Annotated in this window: 19 protein-coding genes and 1 pseudogene; 15 read left to right on the top strand and 5 right to left on the bottom strand. The window is 70.9% G+C overall.

Features of this window, described 5'->3' with window-relative positions; all coding sequences use genetic code 11:
• Positions 1 to 191: 191 nt before the first annotated feature.
• From BGK67_RS32425 to BGK67_RS32400, 6 genes and pseudogenes are all read left to right on the top strand, one after another.
• Positions 192 to 2432, top strand: coding sequence for a HAMP domain-containing protein (locus BGK67_RS32425; RefSeq protein ID WP_069923393.1), 2241 nt, complete (start codon positions 192 to 194; stop codon positions 2430 to 2432).
• Positions 2433 to 2438: 6 nt separating this feature from the next.
• Complete coding sequence (pgsB, locus tag BGK67_RS32420; protein WP_079154502.1) at positions 2439 to 3938, top strand: poly-gamma-glutamate synthase PgsB; 1500 nt, start codon at positions 2439 to 2441, stop codon at positions 3936 to 3938.
• On the top strand, positions 3935 to 4417 hold the full coding sequence (locus BGK67_RS32415; RefSeq protein ID WP_069923392.1) for a poly-gamma-glutamate biosynthesis protein PgsC/CapC: 483 nt from the start codon (positions 3935 to 3937) through the stop codon (positions 4415 to 4417). Before pgsB ends, BGK67_RS32415 begins: the two co-directional genes overlap by 4 nt.
• 43 nt (positions 4418 to 4460) lie before the next feature.
• Positions 4461 to 5534: a C40 family peptidase gene (locus BGK67_RS32410; protein ID WP_069923391.1), complete on the top strand. Its 1074-nt coding sequence runs from the start codon at positions 4461 to 4463 to the stop codon at positions 5532 to 5534.
• Positions 5531 to 5833, top strand: a pseudogene (locus tag BGK67_RS40835) (transposase); the annotation flags it as partial. The gene BGK67_RS32410 and the pseudogene BGK67_RS40835, both read left to right, overlap by 4 nt.
• A gap of 411 nt (positions 5834 to 6244) precedes the next feature.
• Entirely contained in the window at positions 6245 to 6772 is a 528-nt protein-coding gene (locus BGK67_RS32400; RefSeq protein WP_069923389.1) for a GNAT family N-acetyltransferase, read from the top strand.
• A 726-nt stretch (positions 6773 to 7498) separates the two neighbouring features.
• On the opposite strand, the gene BGK67_RS32395 is transcribed toward BGK67_RS32400, so the two are convergent.
• The gene (locus tag BGK67_RS32395; RefSeq protein ID WP_069923388.1) at positions 7499 to 8065 is read right to left on the bottom strand and encodes an SDR family NAD(P)-dependent oxidoreductase; all 567 of its coding nucleotides are present in this window, start codon (positions 8063 to 8065) and stop codon (positions 7499 to 7501) included.
• Positions 8066 to 8083: 18 nt separating this feature from the next.
• On the opposite strand from BGK67_RS32395, the gene BGK67_RS37930 reads away from it, so the two are divergent.
• Positions 8084 to 8383 (top strand): AMP-binding protein, encoded by a 300-nt coding sequence (locus BGK67_RS37930; protein WP_167739621.1) that lies wholly within the window; start codon positions 8084 to 8086, stop codon positions 8381 to 8383.
• A gap of 167 nt (positions 8384 to 8550) precedes the next feature.
• Here BGK67_RS37930 and BGK67_RS32385 read toward each other — a convergent pair whose 3' ends face one another.
• Complete coding sequence (locus tag BGK67_RS32385) at positions 8551 to 8859, bottom strand: hypothetical protein (RefSeq protein WP_069923386.1); 309 nt, start codon at positions 8857 to 8859, stop codon at positions 8551 to 8553.
• An 81-nt stretch (positions 8860 to 8940) separates the two neighbouring features.
• On the opposite strand from BGK67_RS32385, the gene BGK67_RS32380 reads away from it, so the two are divergent.
• The 7 genes from BGK67_RS32380 (at position 8941) to BGK67_RS32350 (ending at position 13456) form a co-directional block, all read left to right on the top strand.
• Complete coding sequence (locus tag BGK67_RS32380) at positions 8941 to 9780, top strand: ATP-grasp domain-containing protein (protein WP_244291385.1); 840 nt, start codon at positions 8941 to 8943, stop codon at positions 9778 to 9780.
• Between the two features lie 669 nt (positions 9781 to 10449).
• Entirely contained in the window at positions 10450 to 10578 is a 129-nt protein-coding gene (locus tag BGK67_RS40830; RefSeq protein ID WP_279628719.1) for a hypothetical protein, read from the top strand.
• A gap of 34 nt (positions 10579 to 10612) precedes the next feature.
• The gene (locus BGK67_RS32370) at positions 10613 to 11005 is read left to right on the top strand and encodes an aminotransferase class IV (protein ID WP_244291528.1); all 393 of its coding nucleotides are present in this window, start codon (positions 10613 to 10615) and stop codon (positions 11003 to 11005) included.
• 58 nt (positions 11006 to 11063) lie between these two features.
• On the top strand, positions 11064 to 12014 hold the full coding sequence (locus BGK67_RS32365) for an AEC family transporter (RefSeq protein WP_069923385.1): 951 nt from the start codon (positions 11064 to 11066) through the stop codon (positions 12012 to 12014).
• A gap of 77 nt (positions 12015 to 12091) precedes the next feature.
• A complete protein-coding gene (locus tag BGK67_RS36765; protein WP_244291384.1) occupies positions 12092 to 12619 on the top strand; it encodes a TauD/TfdA dioxygenase family protein in 528 nt (175 codons plus the stop codon).
• Positions 12620 to 12710: 91 nt separating this feature from the next.
• Positions 12711 to 12911, top strand: coding sequence for a hypothetical protein (locus BGK67_RS39180; RefSeq protein WP_069923383.1), 201 nt, complete (start codon positions 12711 to 12713; stop codon positions 12909 to 12911).
• The gene (locus BGK67_RS32350) at positions 12908 to 13456 is read left to right on the top strand and encodes an MOSC domain-containing protein (protein WP_069923382.1); all 549 of its coding nucleotides are present in this window, start codon (positions 12908 to 12910) and stop codon (positions 13454 to 13456) included. Before BGK67_RS39180 ends, BGK67_RS32350 begins: the two co-directional genes overlap by 4 nt.
• A gap of 127 nt (positions 13457 to 13583) precedes the next feature.
• Here BGK67_RS32350 and BGK67_RS32345 read toward each other — a convergent pair whose 3' ends face one another.
• Entirely contained in the window at positions 13584 to 14000 is a 417-nt protein-coding gene (locus BGK67_RS32345) for an ATP-binding protein (RefSeq protein WP_069923381.1), read from the bottom strand.
• A 140-nt stretch (positions 14001 to 14140) separates the two neighbouring features.
• On the opposite strand from BGK67_RS32345, the gene BGK67_RS32340 reads away from it, so the two are divergent.
• Positions 14141 to 14644 carry a GNAT family N-acetyltransferase gene (locus BGK67_RS32340; RefSeq protein WP_069923380.1) on the top strand — a complete coding sequence of 168 codons (504 nt, stop codon included), beginning with the start codon at positions 14141 to 14143 and terminating at the stop codon, positions 14642 to 14644.
• A gap of 477 nt (positions 14645 to 15121) precedes the next feature.
• Here BGK67_RS32340 and BGK67_RS32335 read toward each other — a convergent pair whose 3' ends face one another.
• Positions 15122 to 15337 carry a hypothetical protein gene (locus BGK67_RS32335; RefSeq protein ID WP_069923379.1) on the bottom strand — a complete coding sequence of 72 codons (216 nt, stop codon included), beginning with the start codon at positions 15335 to 15337 and terminating at the stop codon, positions 15122 to 15124.
• A gap of 308 nt (positions 15338 to 15645) precedes the next feature.
• The gene (locus BGK67_RS32330; RefSeq protein ID WP_167739620.1) at positions 15646 to 15927 is read right to left on the bottom strand and encodes a barstar family protein; all 282 of its coding nucleotides are present in this window, start codon (positions 15925 to 15927) and stop codon (positions 15646 to 15648) included.
• Between the last annotated feature and the right edge of the window lie 10 nt (positions 15928 to 15937).

Raw genomic sequence — 15937 nt, 5'->3', positions numbered from 1 at the left:
CCCCGCGGGGCGGCCCGGTCCGCGCTGACCTGACGCGAGACCGCCCGCGGCTCCCGCCGTGCGCCCTGAACACCCTTCATCCCCGATCACCCACTCCGCCGGCCGCACCCGCCGCAGGAGAGCACGAACAGGAGCCTTCCTTGGCCGCGTCGCGATCGAGGCGGCAGCGCCGCGCCCGCCGTAGAGCGGACATGTCGCTGCTGGGCGGCATCCGTCCACCCATCGCGGCCCTCTCCGCCATGCTGCTGGCCCTCGCCGCGATCACCGCCTTCCAGCTCGGCCGCGTGGGCGACGAGGCCGTGCCGCCGGCCGTCCTCACCTCGCAGCAGTACTTCGCGGAGGACGGCGCCATCGCCCTGCGCGCCTCCCTGGACGAGAGCATCACGGACATCGGCAGGACCGCCTCCCTGTTCAGCTCGGGCGAGCCGGTATCGCCCGACTCCGTGCTCGACAAGCTCGGCAGCGTCTACCAGAAGTGGCGCGGCACGGCCGTGATCGAGATCGCGTCGGGCCGCCTGCAGGCACAGCGCGGCGAGAACCTCCCGCTGACGGCCCTCGACCTGACCGCGCTGGACGGCGAGTCGGGCCTCGCCCCCCGCATGGTCCGGCTGGAGAACGGCGAGACCCGCCTGCTCACCCTCGCCCTGCTCTCCTGGCCCGGCCGGCCCCAGCAGCTCTTGGTCGCCTCCAGCAGCCTGAACGTCCCGGGCGTCAGCCTGGGCAAGTCCCGCGCCATCGCCGTCCTCGACGCGTCCGGCCAGGTCCTTGGCAGCGACGGCATCGGCGCCTCCGAGCAGGAGAGGAAACAGCTCAAGAAGTACGCCAAGACCGTGGCCCAGAAGGCGGACACGCACCCGCTCCAGGCCAAGGAGCCGGGCTCCGGCGGCTTCGCCGGTGTCAGCGGCAGCCTGCTCGGGGACTCCAAGGCCGGCCAGCGCTCCGTCGCCGGCTACGCCAAGCTCACCGGTTCGCAGCCGGGCGTCGGCACCGACGCGACCGCCCTCGGTCTCACCGTCGTCTCCTTCGTCCGTGTCGCCGAGGAGCGCTCCGCCGCCGTCGACTCGTTCTTCTGGATCGCCGCCGCGGGCGCGCTGCTGGTCCTCGGCGCGCTCGCCGTGGCCCTGCTCGTGGTCACCGTGCAGCGCCCGCTGCTCCAGCTGTTCCTGGAGAGCCGCCGGATCGGCCGCGGCGACCTGCACCGTCCTGTGACCGTACCGAAGTACGGTGAGACCGCCCGCATCGGCGCCGCCCTCGACCGGTTGCGCCGCCAGCTCCTCGGCGAGCCCGGAGCGGACGGCGCGGGCCCGCGCGCAGGCCGCCGCGCACGCATCGGGACGCGCGCGCTCATCGCGGTGTGCGGGATCCTGCTCCTGGTGTGGTCGGCGCCGCTGCTGCTGGCGCTCAACCGGGCGGGAACCTCCGTAGCGGTGCCGCAGACCATCCTCGACGACCAGCGCGAGCGCACCGACACGCTGGCCGACCGGGTGCGCCGCGCCCTCAACGAAGGCCACGCCGACCTCACCTCCGTCGCTTCCGTCATCAGCGACAAGACCACCCCCGCCGAGATGACGAAGCTGCTGGAGCGCACCCGGGCCCAGCACGGGCGCTACGAATCGCTCTACGTCCTGAAGGCCGACGGCACGGTCATGGCCCGCGCCGGCGGCAAGCCGCGCCACACTGCCGGCCAGGGCCCGTCGCGGCAGCCCGTGACACTGGTCGACAGCGGCAACCAGCCGGTCATCACCGAGTACGCGGAGGCACCCGGCCTCGGCGGCGCGGCCGTGGTCGGCGAGCTGCGCATCGACTTCCTCAACGCCCTGCTCAAGCGGCCCGGACTGGGCGAGGTCCGCGCCGTCGACGCCAAGCACCGGGTGGTAGGCGGCAACAACGGCTACCGGGCCTTCCAGTCGCTGTCGGACGCCAAGCTCGACGCCCTGGTGACCCGCGCGAACGAGAAGGGCGGCGCGAACGGGAAGGCCGGCAAGGGCCCGGGCCCCCGAAGCGCCGTGCTGCGCGACGGCGGTGTCTCCATCGCCGCGGCGGCGCCGATGACCGGAGGGGGTGTGGCCCAGTCCCTGGACTGGACCGTCGTCACCTGGCAGCCGGCCAAGGGCCTGGAGATCCCGGCGTACACCGCGCAGAACCGCACCGTGCTGGCCGGCCTGCTCGGGCTCACGGGTGCCGCGGCCTGCCTCGGCTGGATGCACATCGTCGTGGTACGGCCGCTGCGCGACCTCGCCGCGCGTGCGGAGGCCCTCGCCGACGGCGACCGCCGCACCGTCGTCTACCCGACCCACCACGACGAGGTGGGCGCCGTCACCCGCAGCCTCGAAGTCATCCGCCAGCAGCTGCTGGAGCAGCGCAAGCGGGACGCCGCCGGCGACGGCGCCGGCCGGACCCCCGGCCGTACCGCCCCGGCCGGAAGGAACTGATCAACCGTGCTCTTCCTCTACTGCGTGCTGCTCTTCTGCTGCCTGGTCATGCTCGTCGCGGGCATCGTCGAGCAGCGTCGGCACTACGCCAACCTCGTGCAGATACCCAACCGGGTTCTGGTCAACGGCATCCGCGGCAAGAGCTCCATCACGCGGCTGTGCGCGGGAGCCCTGCGCGGCGGCGGACTGCTGACGGTCGCCAAGACCACCGGCACCGCGGCCCGCTTCATCCACCCCGACGCCACCGAGGAGCCCGTCTACCGGAAGTTCGGCATCGCCAACGTCGTCGAGCAGATCGGTATCGTCCGGCGCGCAGCCGCCTACCGGCCCGACGTGCTGGTCATGGAGTGCATGGCGGTCATGCCCGCCCTCCAGGAGATCAACCAGTCGAAGCTGATCCAGTCGACCATCGGCGTGCTGTGCAACGTCCGCGAGGACCACGTCGCCGAGATGGGCCCCACCCTCGACGACATCGCGCGCTCCCTGTCGCGCTCCATGCCCCACGGCGGAATCTGCGTCACAGCGGAGAAGGAGCGCTTCCACGTCCTGCAGGAGGAGGCCGACGCGCGGAACTGCACGCTCGTCTACGCCGACCCCGACACGGTCAGCGACGAAGAGCTGCGGGGCTTCAGCTGGTTCACCTTCAAGGAGAACGTCGCCATCGCCCTCACCGTCGCCGACCTCCTCGGCGTCGACCGCGAGACGGCCCTCCAGGGGATGTACGACGCCCCGCCGGACCCGGGCGTGCTGTCCGTGGAGAGGTACGTGGCTCCCGGCGGCAAGCGGGTGCGCTTCGCCAACGTCTTCGCCGCGAACGACCCCGAGTCGACGCTGATGAACATCAACCAGCTCCTCGACCTCGGGGCCATCGACCGCCCCCTGAACGTCGTGATCAACTGCCGTCCCGACCGCGTCGAGCGGAACGGCCAGATGGGCCAGATCATCCCCGACCTGATGCCCGACAAGGTCTTCGTGATCGGACATCCGGCCAAGAGCGCCATCGACGCGATCCCGTCCGAGTGGCGTGCGCGCGCCGTCGACCTCGGCGGCGACCAGCGCGACGGCGAGGAGTTCATGAACGAGCTGCTCGGCCATCTCGGTGAGAGTTCCTCGCTGGTCGCCATCGGCAACATCCACGGCCAGGGCGAGATCCTCCTGGAGCACCTGGCGGAACTGCCCGGCTTCGAGGAGGAGCCCGACGAGGCGGCCCCGGCCCACGAGCCCGCCGCATACGGGCAGGCCGCGCCCGCACAACCGCTGTACGCCACGCACCTGGACCCGTACGCGGACCTCACCGCCGCCCAGGAGGCCCGCTTCGCGCCGCCCCCGGTGCCCCGGCAGTACGTCAACCCGCAGCAGCCGCAGGCGGGGCCCGCCCCCCAGGGGCAGCCGCCGTACGCGCAGGAGCCGAACCCACAGCAGCCGTGGCCCGAACAGGCCTGGCCGCCCCACCCGAACGCGCCCCACCCGAACCCGCAGTGGCAGAGTCCAGGAGAACCTCGTTGATCCCCGCAGTCCTCACCCCCGAGATCGCCGCGATCGGCATCGCGCTGGGCCTGCTGTTCTCCCTGCTCTGCTACCTCACGACGAATCTCTCGCCCGGCGGCATGATCACCCCCGGCTGGCTGGCGCTCACCCTCATCGAGGACCTGCAGCGCGCGGCGCTCGTCGTCGGCATCACCGCCCTGACCTACGCGCTCACCCTCGTCACCCAGAAGTTCGTGATCCTCTACGGCAAGCGCCTGTTCGCCGCCGTCGTCCTCATCGGAGTGCTCCTCCAGGCCACGGTGGTCATCGTGCTGCAGATGAAGTTCCCCCTGCTGTACGCCAACCAGACCCTCGGGTTCATCGTGCCCGGCCTGATCGCCTATCAGCTCGTCCGCCAGCCCAAGGGCGCCACCATGCTCGCCACCGGGTCAGCGACCCTCATGACGTACGTCGTCCTGACCTCGGGCATCCTGCTCGGCTTCATGCCGCACGCCTGACCGACGCCATGCACCGATCACCCGCACCGCCCGGAGCACACTGATGACCGCCAAGCCCGCCCGCCGCAACCGCCCCGTCCTGCACGCCGCCGTCGTCGCACTCCTGGTGGCCGCCAGCGCGTACTTCACGTACGAGCTGCGCAAAGAGGAGCAGGCCAAGGCCCCCGAGGTGCTGCGCGTCACCGACCGGGCGCAGAAGGGCGGCGGCGACCAGGGCGGCGCCCACAAGTGGGACCGGTTGAGGAACCCCGAGCGCTCCGTCCTGCGCAGCGCGGACGGAGCCGTCCTCGCCACCTTCACGGACGGCGCGCGCACCGCGTCGCTCACCGGCAAGAGCCGCACCTTCACCGAGCCGGCCACCACGCAGACCCGCGTCGTCACCGACGACTGGGTGCGCCTCCTGCCGGAGAGCTGGCGCAACGGCGCGGAGCGCGAACAGTGGTTCCAGGACTGGTTCAAGAAGTACTACGGCAGCGAGGAGGACGACCTCTTCGCGATCGCGTTCCAGTACGGGGACCAGGCGCCGGCCAAGAAGGACGCGGCCGGCGTCCAGTACGCGGGCGACGCGGCCTTCGGGCCGCTCAACCCCAACGGCTCCCCGGGCAACGACCTGCGCCTGGAGCAGTCGGACTTCTACGACTACCTGGGCATCCCGTACACGTTCCGCAACGGCACCACGGAGCAGCCGGAGAAGAACAAGCGCGGGGCCCTGGACTGCTCCGGCTTCATCCGCACCGTCTTCGGCTACCGCGCCCGCTTCCCGCTGATGGCCTCCGACACGGGCGGCAACGGACTGCCGCGCACGGCCAACGGGATGGCGCGCTCGAAGACCGGCGTGGAGATCCTGCCCCTCAAGGGCGTCGGCCCGCAGGACCGGCCGGCCTCCATCGATGTCCTGCAGCCGGGTGATCTGGTGTTCTTCAAGCTCGACGCCCGCTCTGGCGACCGTCTGGACCACACCGGCATGTACCTCGGCAACGACACCGCCGGGCACAAGATCTTCATATCGAGCCGCGAGGAGGCCAACGGCCCCACCATCGGTGACAAGGGCGGCGCCTCCCGCCTCGACGGCAACGGCTACTACGCCGCCGCCCTGCGCAGCGCCAAGCGCCTCTGACGGGCCCTGGAACAGTCAGCCGCAGCGCGGTCCTGCGGCTGGTCGACGTACTGCCTGAGCCGGAAGTCCCGGCCCCGAGGGCGGTCGGCGTCGACGAGTACGCAACCAGCAAGGGCCGCCACGACGGCACCGTCCTCGTGGACGTCCAGCCACGCCGCCCGGTAGACCTGCTGCCTGGCAGGGAGGCATCGAGCCTGGCCGCGTGGCTGGCCCAGCGGCCCGGAATCGAGGTCGTGTGCCGGGGCCGGGCCCCGTTCTTCGCCGAGGGCGCCACCTCCGGGGCGCCTCAGGCCGTCCAGGTCGCCGATCGGACCCGGGCGGGGCACGCCGCCATCCACGCCCAGCTGCTCCTCCGGCGCCGTAGCGTCGCGGCTTGCGCGGCATGGACTCGCGGCCGACCCTCCCGCGCGAGGCGCTCGCGCGCTTGCCGCGCGCGCTCGCAGTGGCCGAGAGTGCCGTACCAGCTGATACCGACGACCGATCAGGCATGCTCCGCGCCGTGCTGCGCGACCGGCGCGCACTGCTCCTCCTGGACAACGCGGCGGACGAGGAGCAGGTCCGCCCGCTGCTGTACGTCTTGCTCTGCAGGCGTTGGAGGAGCTCCAGGCGAAGGCCCACTCGACGGACCCAGCGGGCGAAGGCTGCGGCCGCACGGAGGGCCTCGGATAGGCTGGCCGCCTCATCTCACGCACTGCGACGAGGATCAGCCCATGGGCAGCCGCACCGGGATCCGCCTGATCGAGCCCACCGACGCCGCTCCGATCGCCGCGCATCGGATGCGGGACTTCGAGGCTTTCCGGCCGTGGGAGCCGGCCCAGCCCGCCGACTTCTTCACCCGGGAGGGCCAGGCAGAGCGAATCGACAGCCTGCTGACCGGATACAGCGCCGGCACGGTATGGCCGGGCGTGGTGCTTGTCGACGACCAGGTGATCGGGCAGGTCACCGTCGGAGGCATCCTGCCGCAGCCGCACCTGCGCCGCGGCTCCGTCGGATACTGGATCGCCAGCGTCGCCCAGAATCAAGGGCACGCCGGGAACGCCGTCGGGCTTGTACTACGGGTGATGACGGACGAACTCGGGTTGCACCGCGCCGAGGCGTCCACCAATCTGGAGAATCTGCCGTCGCAGCGGGTGCTGCGCCGCAACGGGTTCAGTCCGTACGGTGTCGCCCATTCCTCGATCTTTCTCGACGGGAGCTGGCGGGACGGGCTGCTGTGGGAGCGGCTCCTCAGCGACTAGGTGTGCTGTCCGGTCGATCGAGGTGTTGGCGGTTGGGCTACGTCTACCCCGGCAGGGTCATGGCAGCAGCCCTCACCATCCGGCTGCGAACGTGATCTCCGGGACAGCCCTGCGCCCCTGACGAAGTCCTGCCTCCCCGACCAGGAGGTAGCCCCCTCCAGACCAGCGCGACCGGTAGGGAGGGTTGCGTGCCTGAGTCGAGCACGACGGGGCGCCGGTTACGCCGGACCCACCGCGCGGCCAAGCCGGGAGCGAAGGAGGCGGCGCAGGAGGTCATGGGGACCGGAAAGCTCGAGGCGTCGAGCGGCAGTCAGGAAGCCCGGGACATGTTGCGCGAGCGTCGTGAGGGGTCGGAGCACTGACGGCCATCCGCCGGGCAAGCAGGCGGCCGCCCGGTCCTCATGCATTCTGTGCCCATTACATGAATCGTGGGGCCACCGTCTGGCGGTTGCCCGCCTGAGGGTGCGGCTGATGCGGCCGGGCCGTCCGTAGTCCCGCCCCATCTGACGGGGGTGGGACTAGGGACGGCTGGAGCCGCATCCGTATCGCCGGTGGGCGTCTTCTGTTCGACCTAAACGGTCCGATTTGCGAAAATTTACGGAACCGCAAATTCCGGATCAGGCTCGTGAAATCTTCGCATAACGTTCACACCTACAGAAAGCGGCTGCCCCTTCTAGCGCGTGCGAGAAAGAGGCGGCCCTTCCTTTCGTACCTGCCGCGCGAAATTCAGACGATGTGTCGCCCGCCATCCACTGTCAGTACATCGCCGGTCGTGTAGGCGGCATTCACCAGATAAAACGTGGCCTCCGCCACATCCTGCGGGGTGCCCACGCGGCACAGTGGGGTGTTGGCGGTGATCCAGTCGCGGGAGCTCTCCCAGACCTGTTCGGCGCCCTCATACCAGGGAGTGTCGATGAGGCCGGGAGCAACGGCGTTCACCCGGATCGAGGGGCCGAGCTGGGAGGCCAGCAGACGCGTCATGTGGTTGACCGACGCCTTGCTGACCGCGTAGGGAATGGAGCTCCCCAGCGCTCGAGTGGCCGAGACGGACGCAACGTTGACGATGGAGGCGGCGCCGGAGGCGCGCAGGTGAGGGGTGGCGGCCGTAATCATCTGCCAGGCGCCGATCACGTTGACCTCGAAGATCTCCCGCCAGGCGTCGGCGTCGGCGCCGTCGAGGTCGTCGAGTGCGATGAACCGGGTGACGCCCGCGTTGTTCACGAGGATGTCGAGCCGCCCGTACGCGTCGATGGCGCTCTGGACGATGCGCTTCGCGTCCTGTGCGTCGGCCACGTCACCCTTGCCACGGGGGTGCGGAGATTCTGGTCGCCGTGGACCTGGAGCGCAGCCGAACTCATCGTGGCCGTGCTCGGTGTCGTCCGCACGGGGGCGGCCTACCTGCCGATCGACGGCCATGCTCCGGCCGACCGGGTCACCGCCGTTTTGAACGACTCCGGGGCCCAGGCCGTGATCGTCGGCCGAGGCGCAGAGCGCCGCCCCCGCCCGTTCGGCACCGGCGCCGACACACCCGTGCTGACGGTGCCCGCGGCGGCGGGAGCGCAGATCGTGGAGGAGGTCGACACGGCTTCCCCTGGACTCGCCTCGTGGTAGCCGCCCGCAGTGCCCGCGCCGCCGCGCGCGGGCACTGCGGCATCGGTACCGGCGTTCGAAGGCCCTCCGGGATCAGAGGACGTGTGCGATAGCCGCCTTGTGCCGGCGGATGACGTCGGCACAGCGGTAGCCGCTGGTCTTGATCGTGCCGTCCCGTCGCGATGCCATCAGACGTCGTGGCCCTGCGTGGCGAGCCAGCGGTGGACGGCCGACTTGTCGGAGACGCTGATGTGGGCGGGACCGGCCTGAGTCGGGCCCTCGTCCTCGTTGAACGCCGTCTCCGTGACACGAGCCGTGACCCAGTCGGCCAGTTCGCGGGCAGCCGTGGGCGACAGGCGGCCGCGCTTCCAATCCTCTTCGACTTCGTGGGCAGCCGACGCCTCGTGTGACTTCGCCTCACGAAGCCACACCGGCACGAGCCGCTCGACGACCTGCTCATCCGACGGGGGGCTCGGCTGCTCAGTGGATTCGCTCACCCTGCCAGAGTGACGCCTCAGGCCATGACCACGGCGGACACATGACCGCACCGTCCCTCTGATGGCACATCAGGGCCCGGTATGAACGAATACGTCCGCGACGCGCGGCGACGCCCTGCCGAGCAACCACGGACACCCGCCGGGGGACGAGAGGGCTGCGTCAAACCCGCCAGGGGCTCCAGCAGCGAGGGCGCCCATGTCGTCGCGGACGAACGGCAGCCGGCGGAGGTCCTCTCGGACGCCGCGGACGACGCGGACGCGGCCGGCATCCTCGTCGAGGAGTACCTGAGCGGCCGCTTCGTCTCCGTCGAGATCGGCCTCGTACACGGCCGCTTCCTGCGACTGGCCGTCAGCGAGCGGTCCACCTGGCACCGGCACGAAGCCCTGGAGATCGGTACGACGATCCCCGCGGGCATCTCGCCCGAGGAGCACGACCGGGTGATGCGCTTCGCGCAGGACGTGGTCGGCGCCGTCGGCCTGCGGCTCGGCGTCTTCCACGTGGAGGTCATGCTGGGTACGGACGGCATCCCCCGGCTGATCGAGCTCAACCTCCGCATCATGGGCTCCTGCCTGCCGAACCTGTTCCGCCTCGCGGGCGGCGGGGACATCTTTGAGCTGCTCGTCCGCATCCATCTGAACGAGCGGATCGAGCGCGGTCCGACGGTCTTCGACGGGTACGCGACGGTCCGCTGGTTCGGCGCCGCCGAGCGGGTACCCGACCTGGCCTGGGCCGCCGAGGAGTACGGCGACAGCCTGCACTCGCTCACCGTTCGCTTCCCCGAGGCGACACCTTGCCGCCCTGCCGGGGCAACCTCGGCAACTTCGGCGAGGTGCAGGTCGTGCGCCCCGACCGCGCGACCTCGATCCGCATCGCCGAGGACATCGTCGAGGGCATGGCCGACCGACTCGGTATCGAGGTGACGAGGTGACGAGGTGACGAGGTGACGAGGTGAGGACGACGACCATGTACCCCTTCTTGGACCAGACCCGCCGGCAGATCGCCCGGCTGGGCCTGCCCGACGGGAACCTGAGCTCACGCCGGACTCGGACGCCGTCTTCGCCGACGGCGGGCACTTCCGGATCGACGTGCCGACGGTGAACTCGGTGCAGGCCGCCGAACGGCCGCTGCGGGAGAGCCGGCGCCGGGGCTTCACCATCAACCGGATCACCGAGACCTGCGGTATGTACCGGCACACGGCCCGCGAGATCGCCGAGTACGTCACGCTCGGTAAGGAGCTCGGCACGGAGATCCTGATGTCGGTGGGGGCCCCGCGCCGCGACCGACATCGGCGCCGGGGCGCAGACGCCCGAGGGGGCCCAGGATCGGGTACCGGCTGCGCGGCCAGGAGCAGATCGTGCGCGCCGTCGAGGACGCCAAACGCGGCATCGGCCTGGGCGTGCGCGGGTTCGTCGTCTACGACGAGGGCCTGCTGTGGCTGCTGGGACGGCTGCGCACCGCCGGTGACCTGCCGGCCGGGATCCACCTGAAGGTCTCCGCGCACTGCGGCCAGGGCGACCCGGCGTCGGCGCAGATGCTGGAGATGCTCGGCGCGAACAGCTTCAACCCGGTGCGCGACCTGACCCCTGCCGATGATCGCGGCGCTGCGGCAGGCGGTGTCCCTCCCGCTGGTCCTGCACGTGGACAATCCGCGGACCTCCGGCGGCTTCATCCGCACCTACGAGGCCCCCGACATCGTCCGGGTCGCGGCGCCGGTCTGACTGAAGACGGGCAACAGCGCCTTGGAGGGCGTCGCTGCGGACCGGTTTCGACGACGCCCTCCTCCTCGACGACCGGGGGAACTTCGTCGAGGCGACCGGTGCGCACCTGTTCTTCACGAGGGGCGGGGCGCTGCACACCCCGACGACCCGGTGCACCATCGACGGGATCACCCGGGCGGGCGTGCTGGCCATCGCGGAGCGGAAGGGGATCGAGTGCGTGGTCGCCGACCTGGCTCCGACGTTCGCCGGCGAAGCCGACGGCGCGTTCCTGTGCGGGACCGCGTGTGAGATCCTCCCCGTCAGTCGCCTCGACGATCACCACTACGACGTCGCGGGCAACGCGGTGACGCGCAGGATCGTCGCGGGCTACCGGGAGCTGGTCCGGGGGCGCGTACAGGTGCGCGTTCCCGGCGAGCGGGCCCGCTAGCAAGCCGTCTCGACGGGGAAACAGGCCCCTCGGGGGCCGCAACAGCAAGGGCACGTGCATGGGAGCGGTTGATGCTCTGGAGAAACTCGCACCGGTGGTGCTGGCCTTCGGGTGCGGGGTCGTCCTGGCCCGGCGGAAGGTGGTGCCGGCCGAGAGTTCCAAGGCCTTCGCGGACTACGCGTTCCTCTTCGCCGTGCCCTGCTTCCTCTTTGGGAACATCTACCGCAGCGACCTGGGGGCCCTGTTCAACTGGCGGGCCATCGGCGGTTACGCGGCCGCGGCCTGCGCCGCGGCCGTGCTGATCGGGGTCATCAGCTGGGCCCTGGGCGTACGCGATCCACGCGGTGTGGCGCTGCGCATCATGGCCGCCGTACAGGTGAACACGGCCTATTTCGCCGTGCCGGTCTTCATCATGCTGTTCGGGAACGCGGCGCCCATCTTCCCGGTGCTGCTGTTCCAGGTCTGCGTGCTGTCCCTGATCGTCATCTCGATCATGGAACTGGGACGGCCGGACCGGGTCGGGAGTCCGGCGCGGCGGCTCGGATCGGCCGTCGTGGCCTCGCTGACGACCCCCGTCGTGATCGCCTGCAACGCGGGCATCGTGCTGAACCTGCTGCCGGTCATGGTCCCCGGGGTCGTGCTCGACGGCTTCGCCTTCGTCGGTGACAGCGCGTCACCCGTCGCCCTGTTCGCCCTCGGCCTGCACCTGGGCGGAAGCGGCCTGAAGGTGCGGGGCACCTCGTTCGAGGAGATGTGGATCATCGGCTTCAAGTGCGTGGCGCTGCCGGTGATCACCTACGCGGTGTGCCACTACGCCTTCGGAGTGGAGGGCGAGTGGCTGAGCTACCTCGTCCTGATCGCGGCGATGCCCTCGCCGCAGAACCTGTTCATCTTCGCCCAACGCTACGACGTCGGAGTCGACATGTCGGCCTCGCTCGTCATCAAGAGCTCGGTCGTCGCGCTGCTGCTGCTGCCGCTGTGGACGCAGTTGGTGGCCCGGACGGCCTGATCCCGACCGACGTCGGAGCCCCTCTCAGCCCCCCCGTTCGGGGGGCCGTTCAGACACGCCGTGCGACGCACCTGTGCGTGGCCCCATCCAGAAAGTCAGTCAACCCGCCCAGTCTGTCCATCCCGCGGGCCGAGCGGACGCCTGCCTTCGGCGGTGACACCCAGTGGACCAACACCGTCGCCGCGTACGAGGGCCTTTCCGTGCCGCTGCGCGCGCTCGTGGACGGACTGACCGCTGAGCACGCCTTCTTCACCGCGGTCCACCTGCGCCACTTCGACGAGCGCGACCGCGAGATCCTGAAGATGTACTGCGAGGACCCGCAGGTGGCGGTCCAGCCGGTGGTGCGCGTCCACCCGGAGACCGGCGAGAAGGCCCTCTTCGTCAGCCCCGGCTCGACCACCCGCGTCACCGGGTTCACCGAACTGGAGAGCCGCCACCGACTTCGCCCACCTCGACGTCGACCGCGTCGTGCACCGCGTGACGGTGCTGGGGGAACCGGCGCAGGGGCCGAACGGCTTCGTGTCGCAACTCGTCGAGGGGGAACCGATGCGGGCCTGGCAGAGGAGACGCCGCACAGGTCCGGTCCGGCACGGCCGTGCCGCTGAGCCGCCCCCGGGGAAGGACGGCACCTGCGTTGCCGTCCTTCCCCGTCGGGGTTCCTTGACGCTGTCCCCCTGTCAGGGCACCCTGACGGACATGGGAGCTGAGGACGCACCGGCCTCGCTGGTCGCACTGGTCACCGACGAGGACCCCGCCGTCGGGTTGCGGGCCGTCCTCGCGCCGCGCCTCCTGGCGGAGCTGGAGCCGCTGCGTGTCGACGCCCGCCGGCCGGGGTGGTCGTCGCAGAACCGTTCGCGGGAGACGGTCCTCGCCCGGGCTGCCCAGGAGCGGCTGTGACGTCGGGCCGGATCACCGCGGTCAGCCGCAACGCCTCGTACTCCTTCAGCAAGCCCAACCACCCGTCCATCACCCTGCTCGCCGGCCTGGGCGTGGAGGGTGACGTCCACGCGGGCGAGACGATCCGCCATCAGTTCCGCATGACCTACGAGCCGGACCTGCCCAACCTGCGCCAGGTCCACCTGATGCACGAAGAGCTCTTCGAAGAACTCGCGCCCAAGGGGTTCGAGGTGTCAGCCGGCCAGCTGGGTGAGAACGTCACCACCCGCGGCGTGGACCTCCTGGGCCTGCCCACCGGAACCTTGCTGCGCCTGGGAGCCGATGCGGTGGTCGAGGTGACCGGACTGCGCAACCCGTGCTCCAAGATCAACGACTTCCAGAGCGGTCTCCTGGGCGAGATGTTCGCCTTGGACCCGCGCTCCGACGAGTTCACCTTCAAGTGCGGCGTCATGGCCGTGGTCCGCCAGACCGGAACCGTCCGACCCGACGACCCCGTAGAGGTGGAACTCCCAGCCCTTCCGCACCGCGTCCTGGAGCGCGTCTGAGACACACCTGAGCCGTTGGCTCACCCCGGAGGGCCGCGACGAGGAGCTGTCAGGCGCGGGTGGCGTTGTGGAGGGCGGAGCGACCTCCTCGGGGAACACCGGGCGGGGGCTGTGGCGAGGCGCTCGGTCAGCGGGCTGCTCGTGACGGTGGGCGGAAACAGGCGATGACGACCTTGCCCGTCGGACACGTCCGCACCGCCCAGTCGTCGGCCAGGACGTCGACGAGGAAGATGCCGCGTCCCCCGCTCCGGCCAGCGCTCGGTGACCGCAGGACCGGTACCTCGGAGCTGTCATCGTGCACGGCGATATGAAGGCAGCGCTCATCCCACGTCATCACCAGTTGGGCGCTGCTCCGTGCGTGCACGTGGGCGTTGGTCACCAGTTCGGAAACCGTGAGAAGGACGTCGTGCACGGTTTCGGGTGTGCCGGCGGTCCAGGACAGCTGGCGCAGGTGGTCGCGCGTCCAGTCCCGTGCGGTCTTGGCATCGGTATCCAGGGGCAGGGAACGTGCCCAGCCCACGGCTCGTACGGCGCGTCGGCCCATGGCAGGTCCTCCCGTTCGGCGTGTGCTCGTCGTCTACCCCGCGGGAACACTTCCACCCGCCTGCCCGGGCGGTACCTGGGGTGATGGGCAGGACGCCCCGAACAAGCCGCCGTCACAGTGGCGTTGAGTAGGGTGGGCGAATGATCGAATGTCGTCGTGCCGGGATCGCGGACGGGGAGGTCCTGGGCGAGATCCACGCCGCCGCCTGGGAGAAGACCTACGCACCCTTCTTCGGGGCGGAGTTCGCCCGCCGCGAGGTCGCGAGCCGGCGCACCCGGTGGCACGAAAGGGTCGCTCGGGCGACACCGGTAATTTTGGTAGCCGAACTGGACGGCAGACCGCTGGCGTTGTCCTCGTTCGCACCGTCCGCCACCCGGCCGGGAATGGCCGAGATCCTCAGCTTCTACAACCATCCCGACGGCTGGGGCAGCGGCGTCGCCGCCGCCCTGATGACCGAGACCCTGCGGCGGCTGCGGGCCGAAGGGTTCGCCCGGGTGCACCTGTGGACGCTGCGGGGCACCCCGCAGTCCCGTCGCTTCTACACGAAGTCCGGGTTCCATGCGAGCGGCGCGGCACGAAGCTGCGACTTCGGCGAGGGGAACCTCCTCGAGCAGGTCGAGTACGAACGTCCCTGCCGGGTATAGCCAGGGCCTGACCGCAACCGGGCCGGACTCCGCCCTGGCCCTTACCGCGCACGCGGCCATGTGGTGGGCGGGTACTTCCGTCTAACGTTCGAAGCAGATCACCGCCCCCGGATCCGAACGCCCGACGGCGACCGCTACACCCCGACCCTCGCCGGTGACCAGCGACGACCCCGCCGCAGCCGGTGGCGGGCGGCAATCGGCCGCTCGGCCTGCCCACCCCCACGACACCACCGCCGCACCGGCGGGCGGAGAGCATGGGCCTGCGTGTCCTGGTCGTCGGCTGGCAGCCCCATCCCCAGCAGCTCATGGCCGACGTCGCCGGCATCCGCGGGCGCGGCTCAGCTACCGGCGAGCGGTACGCCGTGGCGGGCTTTCGCGGGCTCTCGAGGAGCGGGCGCGCAGCGCGCACGCGACCCTTCGGACTTCGGTGCCGGCTGGCTGTCCGGCGTCTGGCAAGGGCCCGGTCCGGCCCGTTCCTCACACGGACGGTTCCCAGTCCTCCGGGCCGGTGCCTCGCCACTCGACGAAGTCGGGGTCGGTGAGGTCGACCTCCTCGGCGTTCTCGAGCCCGGCCTCGGCAAGGAAGACGCGGATGTCGGATGGCCGGTGGGCGACCCCAATGGCGGTGCCGTCGTAGCGGACCCGGCGCCAGCCCTGTGCGTCCGGCGGGTAGACGATCAACTTGGCGGCCATGCGCCCAGCCTCCGTCCCGTCCGCGCACGCGGCACCCGTCGGCGCCCGAACGGGTGACACCGGCGTCGCCTGCGGATACGTGCCGGCGTCGCCCGGAGGCCGGCGCGTGGGACGGATCCCTCGCCGTCGGCTGGCCTCGCGGTCCGAGCGGGGCGTGGCCCTGGTCGCGGCTTGGACGATCACGTGGCGTCTCGTGCCTCCCCCGCGCCGGCCGCGCCGGAGGCCTGGTGCGGCCGGCGAACGGTCGGTCCGGGTACTCCTTCCGGTCGGGCGCGGCCTTCAGCCCGGCTCGGATCCCTGTCCTTCCCTCACTGCAGTACCACGGTGACACCATGTTCCCGCAGGATGCGCACGGCCACCTCGAAGTAGGAGCGGTCGGGGCGGTGGTCGACGGTGTGCCGGGCGAGGGCGTGGCGTGCGATGTCGGCGCGGTGCCAGATGAGTGTGAACGGGGGTACGACGGAGAGACCGCCTCCCAGGTGGTAGTCCACCGAGTCGAGGCCGCGGCCGTAGGCGGAGCCGGGGCCGAGGAGGGCTTCGCCGAGTGCCAGGAGCAGGCCGGGCTTGTCGGTGACGTGTTGTCCGTCCAAGTGGTACGTC

The organism is Streptomyces subrutilus, assembly GCF_001746425.1.
Taxonomy (GTDB): domain Bacteria; phylum Actinomycetota; class Actinomycetes; order Streptomycetales; family Streptomycetaceae; genus Streptomyces; species Streptomyces subrutilus_A.
This window is presented reverse-complemented; position numbering and strand designations above follow the sequence as displayed.

Bases quoted from the DNA above. Each gene is read 5' to 3' on its own strand.
- BGK67_RS32335 (WP_069923379.1), bottom strand. From the start codon at position 15,337: ATGGCCGCCAAGTTGATCGTCTACCCGCCGGACGCACAGGGCTGGCGC.
- BGK67_RS32340 (WP_069923380.1), top strand. From the start codon at position 14,141: ATGATCGAATGTCGTCGTGCCGGGATCGCGGACGGGGAGGTCCTGGGC.
- BGK67_RS32345 (WP_069923381.1), bottom strand. From the start codon at position 14,000: ATGGGCCGACGCGCCGTACGAGCCGTGGGCTGGGCACGTTCCCTGCCC.
- BGK67_RS32365 (WP_069923385.1), top strand. From the start codon at position 11,064: ATGGGAGCGGTTGATGCTCTGGAGAAACTCGCACCGGTGGTGCTGGCC.
- BGK67_RS32400 (WP_069923389.1), top strand. From the start codon at position 6,245: ATGGGCAGCCGCACCGGGATCCGCCTGATCGAGCCCACCGACGCCGCT.
- BGK67_RS32425 (WP_069923393.1), top strand. From the start codon at position 192: ATGTCGCTGCTGGGCGGCATCCGTCCACCCATCGCGGCCCTCTCCGCC.
- BGK67_RS39180 (WP_069923383.1), top strand. From the start codon at position 12,711: ATGGGAGCTGAGGACGCACCGGCCTCGCTGGTCGCACTGGTCACCGAC.
- BGK67_RS40830 (WP_279628719.1), top strand. From the start codon at position 10,450: ATGATCGCGGCGCTGCGGCAGGCGGTGTCCCTCCCGCTGGTCCTGCAC.
- BGK67_RS32410 (WP_069923391.1), top strand. From the start codon at position 4,461: ATGACCGCCAAGCCCGCCCGCCGCAACCGCCCCGTCCTGCACGCCGCC.
- BGK67_RS32380 (WP_244291385.1), top strand. From the start codon at position 8,941: ATGAACGAATACGTCCGCGACGCGCGGCGACGCCCTGCCGAGCAACCA.